Below are 14,444 nucleotides of genomic sequence, written 5' to 3'. Positions count from 1 at the left end.
CTATTCACCTGTAGTTGGAAAGTGAGGATTGCCATCAACGGGAGATTTCACCTTCACTTTCCCCGTTGAATCGTATGCGTGTACATGGTCAACGGCAGCCTTGGGATCGTTATAGGGCAATCCTGTTGTTTGATCTATATGGCCGCGGTCTAATCTGAGACGCTCTTTCCCAGTACACGGGCATTTCCATTTGATTGGCAAGCCGGCAGCGTCTTGCTTCGCGACTTCGAGACCTTTCTGGCGCGCAAGGCCTCGAATCTCTGTTCGCGTTTTGTTAGTTATATCTGCAGCAGAGATTGTCGGCGGCGTCTTACCGCTCAACCCCAGAGGATCAATCCACTGCACCGGATTAGGCGCGTACTGGAACGCGTTCAGCCCACCGGCCAGCCCAATCGGATCCTTGCTGATGAATCTGCCCGTGCTCGGATCATAATACCGATGCCGGTTGTAATGCAGCCCCGTCTCGTCATCCGCGTACTGCCCCTGGAACCGAATCGCGTTGTCCGTCTCGACCGCATCTATCTTGCCATAGGGCGCTCGCTTGCGGGCCCCCCACGCCTTGTACCGCGCCAGCCACACCACCTTCCCCGACTCATCCAGCAATTCCTGCGGCGTGCCCAAGTGATCATTCTGATAGAACACCGTCGCATGGCGGCTCTTCGCCGGCACCTGCACGAACCCGCCATCCGTTCCCGTCGCCAGAAACGCCGGCTCGATGAGCCGCTCATCCAGACGCGCCAGCGGCACGAACGTCCCCGGCTCATGCAGATACAACGACGCCCGCATCCACCGATAGTCTGAATCCAGCGTGTGCATCCGCTGCGCCACCGGCAGCGAGTATTCGTCCTGCCCGTTCTCGCGAACCGTTTCATACCGGGCGTTCTCCGACCTGCGCTCGCCTTCGTGCTCGCACGGCAGTGCCTCGAAGCGCTCCTCCATCAGCAGCACGTCGCCGTCCCAGGTGAACACGGTCAGCTCCGTCGCGCCGCTCGCGCGCTTCACTTCCTTGGACGTGCGTCGCCCGAACGCGTCATAGTCGAAGCTCGCAACCAGATCGACAGGCGCCGTGCCCGGAATCGAGCGAATCCCGCCCGCAGGCGTCTTCTCCCTGCGATCGATCTCATCAGCCGCCGGCGGCTTCGCATAGCGCTTCGCTTGCTTGAGCCGGTTCTGCTGATCGTACGCGTAAATCCACGTCACGCCGTTCGGCCCGGTCTTGCGGCTCAGGTTGCCGCGCTCGTCGTATGCATAGTGCGTGTGGTTCAACTCCTTCAGCACGTTGCCGATGCACTTGGGCAACGATGCTTTCCACGCCCGCAATCTCGCCGAGTCCTCCGAGCCGCGCTGATTCCACCGCAACGGCGGCAATTCGCCCGGATGCGAGCGCGTCCACGCCTCGTCTTCGGCGCTTTCCCTCGCATGACGGGCCACCTGTTCCTCCGCGCTCTCGATCACCGGCCGCGGCGGTACCTTCTCCGCATCCACCGGATTGCCCGCCGGATCGAACGCAAAAAGCTCCGTCAAGTCGGGCGTCACCGATTTCAGCAACCGCCCGAGCGGGTCGTACGTGTAATCCGTCGCGCCGCGCGTGTCATCCTCGATACGCGTCAGATGCCCCGCCGCGCTGTAGCGGTACGTGCGCCGCGCCAGCACGTCCAGCACATTCGCCGATCTCGCATGCCGCACCGACATCTGCGCGAGCCGTCCCACGCGGTCATACTCGCGCGTCTGCGTGAAGCTGCGATGCGCGCGCTTCACTTCCCGATGCAGCCTGTCGCGCTCGAAGTCCACCAGCGGCTTGCCATCGACCATCACGCCGTGAACGTGCCCCGAGCCGTAGCGCAGCCAGTCGATCGTGCGCGTGTTCGGCAGCACCGTCTTCGTCCGATTGCCCAGCACATCGTATTCGTGGCGCGTGACGGTCGAATAGCGGCCCCGCAAGCACGGATGACTTGCGCTTCGAACGGTTCCCATGACTTCGCGGGGTTGTAGTTTCTGACGCGCACCGACTGAGCGACGGCGACGCTATGCGTCTGCAATGAGAGGATCGCCTCGTTGCCGGTCTCGAGACCCGACGTTTCGCGCACCCGGACGGGCGTGCTCAAGTGGTAGTCGTAGCCGTCTATGTCGTCCGCGAAGATCACCTGATCACCGAAATCGCCGGGTCGCGTATAGCAGAAGAGGCCTGCCTGGCGCATCAAAAGATGGATGAACGCCCAGTCCGACATTTGATGCTGCATGTGGAAGGCGAGCGTCGGGAACTCGCGACGCAGCCTGAACGCGAACTGATGCGTAAGAAAACCGTGCGACAACAGGATCGCCTGGATCATGTCGGGCACGGTCTTGTTCTGATAGACGCGGGAGCGTTTGGTGATGCGCAATCGCGCAAGCGGCGATTCCACCACGATCCGATACGCGCAAAAATCACGCGTCTTGCGGGTACGTATAAAGCGGGTGACGACGCCGTTGAATTCGCGCGGCGTACCCTCGTCGGGCGCGGGCTCGATGCTGAACGTCGCGCTGCGTCCGAGGTAGTCAGCGAGCGCCAACTCGGCGTTGGCCGTCAGTTCGAGCGTGATGTGATACGGCTCGCCCAGGCGTTCAATGGCCTTGACCGAAACAATCGAAAGGCCATCGGTCGGGGCCGCGCCTCGAACCTTGAGGAAATAGGATTGGCGCCCCGTGATCCAGCGTGCGAGCACACTGGTGCGCGTAGTTTGTACGTCCATCGAGAATTCTCATGCATGAAGGAGGATTTCAGGTTGCACACCTGACGATCACCCCGTGAATGAAAACAGCGTTATCGCTTTTAATGAGGATTGCTGCTCGGCGCAATTGGGAAATCTCTGAAAACACCATGTAGTGTGAAAAACAAAGCGGAGACGACGCAGCACTCAAGTCCTCGCGCGACTTGGATACGCGACCTCCAGCACGGCGCTCGGGTCCTCCCTGCCCGCCTGCATCGGAAATTGCGTCGCCTTGACTCCGAGCACTTCGGGATCGTTGGCATGACGCGCGCGACGCCACGAACAGACGGGGCGGATGTCGAGAACACTTGAAAAGCCGCACGCCGTATCGTCCTCTGGAAAAGGCGTACGCCGTACGGCAGCACAATCGTGAAGGTTCGTCACCGTCCGACGATATGCAGACTGTTCCTTGTCCGATCTATCGCGTGTGCTTGCGATTCAAAGTCGCCGCAAATCACCGACCGTTAGTCGCGTATTGCTTCGGACCACACGGCCCGCATCCATGCGCGGCGGCGCGGCGCGTTCAATGCGCTGTACGCGCTAATGCGCGGGATCGGTGGCGTGCATCGTGATGAACTTGGGGCGGACTCGTGACTATCGAGCTGAACGCGCAGCCGACGCTGACCGTGGCGTCGGTGGCAGCGCTTCTCGGGGCGATGGCGGGGGCTGTCGTCGGCAGGCCGGCGTCCGTGCTTCGAAGCGGCGTTATTGTGGCGCTCGGGATCGTGGTCATTGCAGGCTGGATCAAGTCGATTATCGACATCTGAATGCGCACGCCGCGCCGCCTGTCATTCAGTCGCCGAGACCCATCAAAAACTCCCGGCTCGGTGCAAAGAAAGTCACACCCGTGATCGCTTTGGAAAAGTCCAGTATGCGGTCATGGTACGGCGCGGGATCGCCGATAAACATGCGCTCCAACATCTTCTCGATGACCCACAAATGGCGTGAGTAGCCAATGAAGTAAGTTCCGTACTGGCCCATTCCAGGCACGGCGAACGGCATGTTGTCTCGAAGAATGTCGTGCTCGCCTTCTTCATCGACAATCGTGCATAACGTCTTGTGAGATTTCTGCTCGGTATTCGAATCCGGAAGCTCGATATTGTCGAACTTCGTTCGGCCGACAATTTGCTGTTGTGTCTCGACGGTTTGCGATCGCCACGCTTCGAGATCGTGCAAATACTTCTGAACGACGATATAGCTCCCGCCTGCATTTGCGGGGTCTTCATCGCCGACGAGCGTCGATTCAGGCAAAGTCAGCCCGTCGGGATTACCGGTTCCGTCGACGAATTCAAGAAGGTCACGGCCATCGAAATAACGAAAGCCCGCGACATCGTCGACGGCGGTCACGGACGACCCGAATGCTTCGAGAAGGAGCTTTTCGAATTCGACGATCAAATCCATCGATTCCGCGCGAATGTGATAAAGCAAATCCCCGGGCGTCGCCACCGCCGTGTGCCTGTCTCCTCGAATCTCCCTGAACGGCCGCAACTCTTTCGGCGCAGGCTTGTTCGTCATGCGATCCCAAATGCGATGCGACAAGCCGACATTACATGTGAAAAGCCCAGTATTGGATCGAAGCCGAACGCCTTTGACAAGGTCATCCGTATTGTGCGAGAGGACGCTGCGTGCCTGCTCGATGGACGCGTTGTCGTCATTGACATTGAGAATAAGAAACGCTGCTGCTGTAGATAACGGTGCATCCATGCATTGCCAGCCGGAGAACGGACAGCTCGAGCCATTTGCGGCCAGCGATTTCTGTGGATTCACTCATCTCTCCAGTACTGTATCGGCGTGTTTGCCGGGGCCAGTCTTTCACGGTCGAAAGTCGCAATGCGTTGTCGCTCGCGGTAAGTATGTTCTCACAGTAAGTTGCCTGGCGGCGATGTGAATGCATGCCGCATACGCGCAAATGTCTGAGGAAATCTCTCGATCTTCCTTACAAATATCAAGTGAGTTTTTCGAGCAACTCAATTCTGCAAGATCTTCGCCCCTTTCATCACGATATCCCCATCCGCTTTCGCATTGATCTTGCCACTGGCATCGATCGAAATGTCTTTGCCTTTAATGCGAATGGTCCCGTCTTTCTTCATCGTGATGCTTGCATCGCCGGTCACGAGCGTGATCGAATCGCCCGCGCTGATCTTGATGTTCTTCCCCACCGTCAACGTATCGTCCTCGGTCACCGAAGTCGTGCGCGCCTTTTTCACCGTGCTCGATTGCGCCCCGCTGATCGTCTCGCCCATGTCCTTGCCGACCGTGACCGTCTGCGCGCCCGTGACATCGAGCGTCTGATCGCCGCCCACCGTCGTTTTCTGACTGCCATCCACATTGACCGTCTGATCCGCGCCCACGCTCACCTTCTGATACGCGACGATCTTGATCGTCTGATACGCGCCGATCGCCACCTCCTGCGCCGCGCCCACCGTAATCGTCTCGTTGATGCCGACAAAATGCGTGCGCTGCAACAGCACGCTGGCCGTCTCCATCATCTTGACGAGAATGGTCCTGTTCTGATCGATGGTGATCGTCTCGTTGCCGCCCACCGTCTCCGTGCGGTTCTGAACAATCGCGATGGTCTCGTTCTGCCCGACCTTCTCATCGCGATTCGCCACGACTTCGATCTTCTCGTTGTTGCCCACGGTTTCGGTCCGATCATGCTTCACGACCGTCGTTTCATCATGGTCGATATTCTTCTTGCGGTCGCGTCCGACCCAATGCGTCTCGTCGTTCTCTACTTCGATATCCTGATTTTTTTCCGCATGCAACAGCACCTGTTCCGCGCCCTTCTTGTCCTCGAAGCGCAGCTCGTTGCAGTTCGCCGCGCTGCCGCCCTTGCTCGACCGGCTCTTGATGCCCGACTGCGTCATGTTCGCGGGCAAGTCATACGGCGGCATCTGTTCGGCGTTATAGACGCGGCCCGTGATGATCGGCCGGTCGGGATCGCCTTCCAGAAAATCGACGATCACCTCCTGCCCCATGCGCGGAATCGCGACCGCGCCGAAGCCCTTGCCCGCCCACGGCTGCGAAACGCGCATCCAGCACGAACTGTTCTCGTCGCGCTTGCCTTGCCGATCCCAGAAGAACTGCACCTTCACGCGGCCATATTGATCCGTGTAGATCTCGTCGCCGCCCGGCCCCACGACGACCGCCGTTTGCGGCCCCTGCACGAAGGGCTTGCGCGCGCTGCGGGCCGGCGCGAACGGCTGTTTTGCATCGATGGCCGAGAACCAGCATTCGCAACGATTCGACCGCGCGCCGTCGAAGGCTTCGTAATCGGCGATATCGATTTCATAGCGCGTGCGCGTCACGAGATACTGCGTGTTCTGATCCGCGCGCGGATGCCGCGTCAGTTTCAAGAGCGCGCCGCAACGCACGCTGCGGCAATTGCTGCGCGCCTCGGCCTGTTGCCAGTTGATGTCGGGATCGTCGGGCACGCTGCCTTCCACGCGCCATTCGTCCGCACGCGACTTCGCGCGGCTCTCGCCGTGATCCGCTTCGACATAGCCGCCTGGGTAATCGAAATGTTCGAGGCCCGAAAAGGCATCGAAGCCTTCCATGTGCTTGACCGCCTGCTTCTGCAAGGGCCGCGACGGATGCTTGAAGTCGTAATCGGTGAGCAGCCAGTTGCGCGTTTCGATGGCATGCTGCATGCGCCATTCGCTCACGTAGTCGGCATCGGGCGCAGCGGACATCACCGCGCCATAGGGCAGCGACTCGCAGCCCGCGACGCTTTCGTGCGCGGCGAGCGTATCGGTCAGAATCAGCGATTCCTTGCCGTCCTTGTCCTGAAACCAGTAGTAGATGCCCTCGTCTTCCAGCAGCCGGCTCACGAAGTTGAAATCCGACTCGCGATACTGCACGCAATACTCGCGCGGCGGATGCTTGCGCGTGTTCGCCTTCCATTTGATCTCGCCGAATTCGAGTCCCTTGTAGACGGGATCGGCGAACACGGCCTTCACGATCTCTTCGACCGTCTTGTTCTGAAAGATGCGACAGTTGCTGCGCCGCGAAAGCAACCACAGCCACGGGCGCACGGTGGCTTCATAAACGTAAAGCCGTCCGCGCATGCCGGTTTGCCGAAAGCCGACGACATAGCCGCCGAACACGCGCGGCTTCGACTTCGGCACGCCGAGCGACACGCTCACGCGCTTGCCCAGAATGCGGCCGAAGTCGATATCCGCGCGCTTCGCGACGAGCGTCAACTCGCAGCGCGGCATGCGCCCGAGTTCCGCGCTCGCGCGCAGGCTCAGAAAGCGCACGTCGTCGCCCAAGGGCGTATCGACGCTCGCGAGCGGCTTCTGCGCGACGGCATCGTTCATGGCTTTCGGTCACTTAGCGCACTTCCGTGCTGCGCACGTCCCAGCCGAACTTCACCGCGCCGCCGAGCGCGCCCTTGTCGTCCTGCGGCTTGTATTCGAACTCGATATCCGCGAACGACAATTCCACCGTGTTCTCCGGATAGCCGCGTTCGTCGCACTTCATGTCGACCTTCGAGACCGTGACCTGCTTCATCGTGACGGTCAGGAATTCCTTCTGGCCGTCGCCGGACTTGCTCATCGTGAACTTCACGCTCGCAAGGTGCTTGCCCGTCGCGCAACTCTTCTGGATGGTCGGCGCGGCCTTGTCGTAGAGATGCTTGAACATGAACGCGCCCGGCGTCGCCTTGCCGATGCCGCTGCCGCCGCCCGTCGTCGGATTGCTCGCATTCGAGACCTGCCACTCGAATCCCTGTACCTCGATCTGCCCTTCGGCCCCCTTGTGCTTGCTCTCGCCTTCGATTCCGTCAATCTTCACATAGCAGTCGATCGTACTCATGCGGTCCTCCGTCGTGGTCCAGCGCATCAACGCGCAATCCATCCGTTAAACGAAACACGCGCCGCGCTTTTCAACTTCAAAATCACGCGGCGCGCGCCGTCTTATCTTCGGAACCTCGTCACCCGGATGCGCACGATGCCAAGCAACGACCCGCGCGAATCGCCGCGCTTCGAGACGAGCCTCACGCTCGACGCGCTGCGTCAGTTCGATCTCCTCGCCATCACGCCATCCGACGACATGTTTCTGCAAGTCGTGCCCAAGCGCAGCAACACGCCGGTGAAGGGCGAAGCGAAGAAGCGCGCCGACTGGGACACGCCCATGCAGATTCACGGCTGGCGCTGGGCGCAAGGCTACGACGCCGCGCCGCACGCAGCCGCGCTCAACGCGAACGACATGCGCGTGACGACGCTCGGCGTCATCAAGACGGTGGATTCGGCGTCGCCCGTTCTGGCCAAGCTCTGCGCGCAGGCGGAACTGCTCGCGCTCGCGCATATCCGCTGCTTCAAGGCGGCGGGCGCGGACAACGGCGTGCAGATCGAATATCTGTCGATGAAGCTGGAGCAGGCGTATATCCGCAACTATCACATCTACACGAGCGCGCGCCTGTCGCGCCCGTGCGAAGTGTTCGAGTTCTCCGCGCAACAGTTGACGATGACCTGCGCGCCGCAAACCGAAACCGGTAGCCGCGGCGCGGAAGTGACGTTCGCGCTGGACGTATCGGCGCGGCGCATCACCTGACGTGACGTGACGAGATGGAAACCGACCGCCTGCAGCCGTCGCTGCTGGACCGCCTGATCGACGACGATCCCGCCAGCGAGCGCTTCATGACGCATCGCAGCTTGCGGGCCGCCGTGCTGCGCGACGTCTCGTGGCTCTTCAACACGACCAATCTCGGCGGCGCGATTGCCGAAGAGCACTTTCCGCAAGCGTTCGCGTCGGTGCTGAATTACGGCTTGCCGTGCCTGTCTGGGCGCTTCGCATCGACCATCGACACGGTGTTGCTCGAACAGGCCATCCGTCAGGCGATCGAGCGCTTCGAGCCGCGCATCGATCCATCGACGCTCGACATCGAACCCGTGCTCGACCGCTCCGTGCTCGACATGCACAACCAGATCGCGCTCGTCATTCGCGGCCTCTTGTGGGCGCAGCCGGTGCCGCTCGAATTCGCGCTGCGCACGCAGATCGATCTGGAAGAAGGCGGCATCACCGTCATGGAACTGCCGCGCTGACATGGACCCGCGCCTGCTGCGTCACTACAACACCGAGCTTGCGCATCTGCGCGAGATGGGCGCGGAGTTCGCGCAGCAGTTTCCGAAGATCGCGGCGCGGCTCGGCATGATCGGCATCGACGTGGCCGATCCCTATGTCGAACGCCTGCTCGAAGGCACGGCGTTTCTCGCGGCGCGCGTGCAGTTGAAGATCGAAGAGGAATTCCCGCGCTTCACGCAGCAGCTCACGCATGTGGTGCTGCCGCAGGCCGCCTGTCCGACGCCTTCCATGCTCATCGCGCGTCTTTCGCCCGATCTCGCGAGCCCGAATCTCGCCGAAGGATTCGTCGTGCCGCGCGGCGCGGCGCTGATCGTTGCGATGCCGCCGCCGCACACGACATCCTGCGAGTTCCGCACCGCCGCCGATCTCACGCTGTGGCCCGTCGAGCTGACCGAAGCGCGTTATATCGCGCAGTTGCAGGACTTGCCGCTCGCCGCGCTGCGCGAAACGCAGCCGCTCGCGCCACGCGTGAAGGGCGCGCTGCGCATCCGGCTTTCGGCGGCGGAAGGCGTCTCGTTCGATGCGCTCTGTCTCGACGCGCTCAGCCTCTATTTCGCGGGCAGCGACGAAACGGCGTATCGGCTGTACGAAGCGGTGATGGCCGGCACGCTCGCGATCGTCGTATCGACGCCCGAGCGGCCGAGCCGCGCGCTCGCCGTCCTTCCCGCCGATGCCCTCGCGCCCGCCGGTTTCAGCGACGCCGAAGCGCTCCTGCCCGTCACGCCCAACGCGTTCCAGGGCTATCGACTGCTGCACGAGTACTTCGCGCTGCCCGAGCGCTTCCGCTTCGCGCGCATCGACGGTCTCGCGCGCGTGCTGCCGTCGTTCGCCGCGCGCGAGATCGAGCTGACGTTTCTCCTCGCCACCGCCGATGCCGCGCTGGAACGCATCGTCACGAAAGACAACGTGCTGCTCGACTGCGTGCCCGCCATCAACCTCTTCGCGAAGCAGGCCGACCGCGCGCTCGTGACCGAAGCCGCCGCGCGCTTTCATGTGGTGCCGGACCGCACGCATCCGCTCGACTTCGAAGTGCATTCGGTCACCGGCGTGTCCGGCTACGGCGCGAGCGACGACACCGAGCAGACGTTTCATCCGTTCTACGGCGACTTCCTCGCGGACCGCCCCGGCGACGCCGCGTACTTCACGACCGAGCGCGAGCCGCGCATCGTGCCCGCGGCGCGGCAAAAGAGCGGCGCGCGCACCGAATACGTCGGCAGCGAGACGTTCGTGTCCATCGTCGATCCGAACGCCGCGCCGTATCGCGGATCGCTGCGGCAGCTTTCGTTCGCGACGCTCTGCACGAATCGCGACCTGCCGCTTTCGATGCCGCGCGGCGGCGCGGGCGGCGGCTTCTCGCTCGACATCGCCGCGCCCGTCGCCGCCGTGCGATGCGTGAGCGGCCCGTCGCGGCCCGCGCCCGCGAATGTGGACGCCGCGCGAAGCTGGCGTCTGATCGATCAACTGTCGCTGCACTATCTGTCGATCGGCCACGGCGCGCGCGAGGCCGCCGCCGCATTGCGCGCGCTGCTCGCGCTGCACGTCCCGGACGCCGATCAGGCGGGCCGCGCGCAAGTGGCGGGCGTCGTTTCCGTCGATGCGAAGCCCGTCGTGCGCCGCCTGCCGATGCCCGGTCCCATTGCGTTCGGACGCGGCCTGACGATCGAAGTAACAGTCGACGATCTCGCGTTTCAGGGCGGCAGCGCGTGGCTCTTCGGCTGCGTGCTCGACCGCTTCTTCGCGCGCTACGTGTCGATCAATTCGTTCGTGCAGACGGCGCTGCGCACGAGCGCGCGCGGCGACATTCTTCGGCTGCCTCCGCGATGCGGCACGAGAGCCATCTTCTGAGCGAGGCGGCGCGCGACGAGCCGCTGCGCGACTTGCTCGAATTATTCGATGCCGTCGCCGCCGCGCCGCATCGGCACGATTTTTATCGCGTGATGCGGCACGTCGAGGCCGCGACGCCGCACTTGCCGCGCTTAGGCTGCGGCGCGCGTCCCGCCGACGAACCCGTGCGGCTCGCGCAGGACGTGTCGCTCGCGTTCGCGCCCGCGCCGCTCGCGCGTCTGGAGCACGAACACGGCGCGCGCGCGCCGCGTCTGGAGCAGCGCTTCTTCGGCTATCTCGGCCCGAACGGTCCGCTGCCGCTGCATCTCACGGACTTCATCCGCGAGCGCGCGCTGCATCACGGCGACAAGGCGTTCGCGCGCCTGCTCGATGCGCTGCTGCATCGCTTCCTGCTGCTGTTTTATCGGGCGTGGGCGCAAGGGCGGCCGGTCAACGCGCTGGACCGGCCGGGCGGCGACCGGTTCGCGTTCTACGTCGGCGCGCTGACCGGTTTCGCCGATGAAGCGAGCCGTCATCGCGATGCCGTCTCGGATCACGCGAAGCTGCATTTCGCGGGCCTCCGGAACATGCAGACGCGCCCCGCCGATGCGCTCGAAGCCATCGCGAGCGCGTTGCTGCGCGTGCCGGTGCGCGTGGAGCCGTACCGCGGGCACTGGATGAGCCTGCATCCCGACGAGCGCACGTCGCTGCGGCCTCGCGCGGCGCCGCTCGGGCGCGGGGCCGTGCTGGGCCGCGCCGTGTGGGATCGTCAGCACGCGATTCGCCTCGTGATCGGGCCGCTGTCGCTCGCGCAGTTCGAATCGCTGTTGCCGGGCGGCGCCGCGCTGCCGACGCTCGTCGCGGTCGTTCGCCAGCATCTGAACGACGAACTCGCGTGGGACGCGCAACTCGTGCTCGCCGCCGACGAGGTTCCGACCGCGCAGCCGGGCCGCTACGGGCGGCTCGGCTATTCGGCATGGCTCGGCCTGCGGCAACGACACGCCGATTGCGCCGATCTCGCGCTGGACGCCGAACGCGCAATGACGCATCGCGCGAAAACGCCTTGAAAATCGCCGCCGCCGCGCCGTCTTATCGGATGAGGCGCGCGCGGTGAGCGTGCATCCACGAAGGAGTCGGACGATGGCGGAAATCAGTCGCGTCGCGCTGTTCGGCAAGCTGAACAAGCTCGGCTATAAGACCGTGGAAAGCGCGCGGGTCTATTGCAAGATGCGCGGCAACCCGTATGTCGAGCTTGCGCACTGGATCGCGCAGATGATCGAGACGCCCAACTCGGACTGGCAGCGGATCGTCGCGCATTACGGCATCGACGCCGCCGTGCTTTCGCGCGAGATGACCGCGACGCTCGACCGCCTGCCGCGCGGCGCGACCGCCATCTCCGATATCTCCGAGCACGTCACCGACGCCATCGAGCGCGGCTGGGTCTACGGCACGCTGCTCTTCGGCGCGACGAAAGTGCGCACGGGGCATCTGCTCGTCGGCATGTTGAAGACGCAGCGCCTGCGCAGCGTGCTGTTCGGCGTGTCGCGGCAGTTCGAGCGCATCAAGCCCGACGATCTTTCCGACAACTTCGCGCGCATCGTCGCCGGTTCGGTCGAAGATCGCGAAGAGGAGCCGCGCGCGCCTGCATCCGCGCCCGAAAGCGACGCGACACAAGGCGGCGACGCCCGCCAGGAAGCACTGCGCAAGTACACGACCGATCTCACCGGGCGCGCGCGCCGCGGCGAACTCGATCCCGTCACCGGCCGCGACGACGAAATCCGCCAGCTCGTCGACGTTCTCATGCGGCGGCGGCAGAACAATCCGCTGCTCACGGGCGAAGCGGGCGTCGGCAAGACGGCCGTTGTGGAAGGCTTCGCGCAACGGCTCGTGCGCGGCGACGTGCCGCCGCCCTTGCGCGAAGTCGCGCTGCTCTCACTCGATCTCGGGCTGCTGCAGGCGGGCGCGAGCATGAAGGGCGAATTCGAGCAGCGTCTGCGCCAGGTCGTCGAGGAAGTGCAGGCGAGCCCGAAGCCGGTGATTCTTTTCATCGACGAAGTGCATACGCTCGTCGGCGCGGGCGGCGCGGCGGGCACGGGCGACGCGGCCAATCTGCTGAAGCCCGCGCTCGCGCGTGGCGATCTGCGCACCATCGGCGCGACGACGTGGGCCGAGTACAAGAAGCACATCGAGAAAGATCCCGCGCTCACGCGGCGCTTTCAGGTCGTGCAGGTTCACGAACCCGGCGAGAACAAGGCCGTGCGCATGCTGCGCGGCGTGGCGGCGGTGCTCGAAGGGCATCATCGCGTGCAGTTGCTCGACGAGGCGATCGAGGCGGCGGTGCGGCTTTCGCATCGCTATATTCCGGCGCGGCAGTTGCCGGACAAGGCCGTATCGCTCGTGGATACCGCGTGCGCGCGCGTCGCCGTCAGCCAGCACGCGACGCCGCCGCAAGTGGACGATTGCCGCCGCCGCATCGAGGCGCTCGAAGTGGAAGCGCAGATCGTGGAGCGCGAAGCGAACGCGGGCGTCGATACCGGCACGCGCGCCGCCGATGTCGCCGCGATGCTCGCCCGCGAACGCGACGCCTTGGGCGGGCTGGAACTGCGCTGGAACGAGGAGAAGCGCGTCGTCGATGAACTGCTGTCATTGCGCGCGGCGCTGCGCGAAGCAGGCAAGGCCGTGGATGCGCCATCCGGTTCGCGCGACGCGCTGCTATCGAAACTTGCCGCACTGAAAGCGCGCCTCGCCGAGCTTCAGGGCGATGCCCCGCTCATCCTGCCGAGCGTCGATGCGGGCGTGATCGCGGGCGTGGTCGCGGACTGGACCGGCATTCCCGTCGGCAAGATGCTGAAGAACGAACTGGCCGCCGTGCTCAATCTCGCCGATGCGCTGGACCGGCGCGTGATCGGCCAGCGTCACGCGCTCGACATGATCGCGAAGCGCATCCAGACATCGCGCGCGCGGCTCGACAATCCGGACAAGCCGGTCGGCGTGTTCCTGCTCGCGGGAACGTCGGGCGTCGGCAAGACGGAAACCGCGCTCGCGCTCGCGGAAACGCTTTATGGCGGCGAGCAGAACGTCATCACCATCAACATGAGCGAGTTCCAGGAAGCGCATACGGTTTCGACGCTCAAGGGCGCGCCGCCCGGTTACGTGGGCTACGGCGAAGGCGGCGTGCTGACCGAAGCGGTGCGCCGCCGGCCGTACAGCGTCGTGTTGCTGGACGAAGTGGAGAAGGCGCATCCGGACGTGCACGAAATTTTCTTCCAGGTCTTCGATAAGGGCTGGATGGAAGACGGCGAAGGCCGCGCGATCGACTTCAGGAACACGATCATCCTGCTCACGTCGAATGTCGGCTCGGACGTGATCATGTCGATGTGCCGCGATCCTGCGAATCTTCCCGCGCCGGAAACGCTCGCGCGCGCATTGCGCCCGCCGCTCCTCGACGTGTTTCCCGCCGCGCTGCTCGGGCGGCTCGTCGCGGTGCCGTATTACCCGCTCTCCGACGCGATGATGGCCGACATCGTGCGCCTGCAATTGGGGCGCATCCGCCGCCGCGTCGCGGAAAATCACGGCATTCCGTTCGATTACGACGACGACGCCGTGCGGCTGGTCGTTTCGCGCTGCACGGAAGCCGAATCGGGCGGGCGCGTGATCGATGCGCTGCTCACCAACACCGTGCTGCCGCGCATTTCGATGGAGTATCTGACGCGTCTCACGGAAGGCCGCGCGCTCGCGCATATCCGTCTTTCGGCGAGCGCGGACGACTTCGTCTACGCGTTCGAATGA

The 14,444-nt window shown here is 63.8% G+C and carries 11 protein-coding genes; 6 read left to right on the top strand and 5 right to left on the bottom strand.

All coding sequences use genetic code 11. The annotated features are described in order from the left end of the window. Together NCR39_RS28000 and NCR39_RS27995 are read right to left on the bottom strand one after the other, a co-directional pair. Positions 1-1,875 (bottom strand): RHS repeat-associated core domain-containing protein, encoded by a 1,875-nt coding sequence (locus NCR39_RS28000; RefSeq protein ID WP_350029703.1) that lies wholly within the window; start codon positions 1,873-1,875, stop codon positions 1-3. Continuing rightward, on the bottom strand, positions 1,812-2,729 hold the full coding sequence (locus NCR39_RS27995; protein ID WP_250456027.1) for a phage late control D family protein: 918 nt from the start codon (positions 2,727-2,729) through the stop codon (positions 1,812-1,814). Before NCR39_RS27995 ends, NCR39_RS28000 begins: the two co-directional genes overlap by 64 nt. Before the next feature lie 608 nt (positions 2,730-3,337). Between NCR39_RS27995 and NCR39_RS27990 the strand changes: the two genes are divergently transcribed. Continuing rightward, a complete protein-coding gene (locus NCR39_RS27990; protein ID WP_250456025.1) occupies positions 3,338-3,514 on the top strand; it encodes a hypothetical protein in 177 nt (58 codons plus the stop codon). 25 nt (positions 3,515-3,539) lie between these two features. Here the strand turns inward: NCR39_RS27990 and NCR39_RS27985 are convergent, their stop codons facing one another. From NCR39_RS27985 to NCR39_RS27975, 3 genes are all read right to left on the bottom strand, one after another. Then, entirely contained in the window at positions 3,540-4,514 is a 975-nt protein-coding gene (locus tag NCR39_RS27985; protein WP_350029702.1) for a Dyp-type peroxidase, read from the bottom strand. Positions 4,515-4,714: 200 nt separating this feature from the next. Beyond that, positions 4,715-7,066 carry a type VI secretion system Vgr family protein gene (locus NCR39_RS27980; RefSeq protein WP_250456022.1) on the bottom strand — a complete coding sequence of 784 codons (2,352 nt, stop codon included), beginning with the start codon at positions 7,064-7,066 and terminating at the stop codon, positions 4,715-4,717. A 13-nt stretch (positions 7,067-7,079) separates the two neighbouring features. After that, a complete protein-coding gene (locus tag NCR39_RS27975) occupies positions 7,080-7,562 on the bottom strand; it encodes an Hcp family type VI secretion system effector (protein WP_250456020.1) in 483 nt (160 codons plus the stop codon). A gap of 135 nt (positions 7,563-7,697) precedes the next feature. Between NCR39_RS27975 and NCR39_RS27970 the strand changes: the two genes are divergently transcribed. The 5 genes from NCR39_RS27970 (at position 7,698) to tssH (ending at position 14,444) form a co-directional block, all read left to right on the top strand. Continuing rightward, positions 7,698-8,300: a type VI secretion system tube protein Hcp gene (locus NCR39_RS27970; RefSeq protein ID WP_250456019.1), complete on the top strand. Its 603-nt coding sequence runs from the start codon at positions 7,698-7,700 to the stop codon at positions 8,298-8,300. Between the two features lie 14 nt (positions 8,301-8,314). Further along, positions 8,315-8,791, top strand: coding sequence for a type VI secretion system baseplate subunit TssE (gene tssE, locus NCR39_RS27965; protein ID WP_250456016.1), 477 nt, complete (start codon positions 8,315-8,317; stop codon positions 8,789-8,791). A 1-nt stretch (position 8,792) separates the two neighbouring features. Continuing rightward, positions 8,793-10,676: a type VI secretion system baseplate subunit TssF gene (tssF, locus tag NCR39_RS27960; protein ID WP_250456014.1), complete on the top strand. Its 1,884-nt coding sequence runs from the start codon at positions 8,793-8,795 to the stop codon at positions 10,674-10,676. Next, positions 10,652-11,722 (top strand): type VI secretion system baseplate subunit TssG, encoded by a 1,071-nt coding sequence (gene tssG, locus NCR39_RS27955; RefSeq protein WP_250456012.1) that lies wholly within the window; start codon positions 10,652-10,654, stop codon positions 11,720-11,722. The genes tssF and tssG overlap by 25 nt, the downstream gene beginning before the upstream one ends. Positions 11,723-11,795: 73 nt before the next feature. After that, positions 11,796-14,444, top strand: coding sequence for a type VI secretion system ATPase TssH (gene tssH / locus NCR39_RS27950; protein ID WP_250456010.1), 2,649 nt, complete (start codon positions 11,796-11,798; stop codon positions 14,442-14,444).

The sequence above is a fragment of the Caballeronia sp. ATUFL_M2_KS44 genome (assembly GCF_023630965.1).
Taxonomy (GTDB): Bacteria; Pseudomonadota; Gammaproteobacteria; order Burkholderiales; family Burkholderiaceae; genus Caballeronia; species Caballeronia concitans.
Note: the sequence above shows the minus strand (reverse complement) of the source record. Positions and strands in the feature narration are given on the sequence as shown.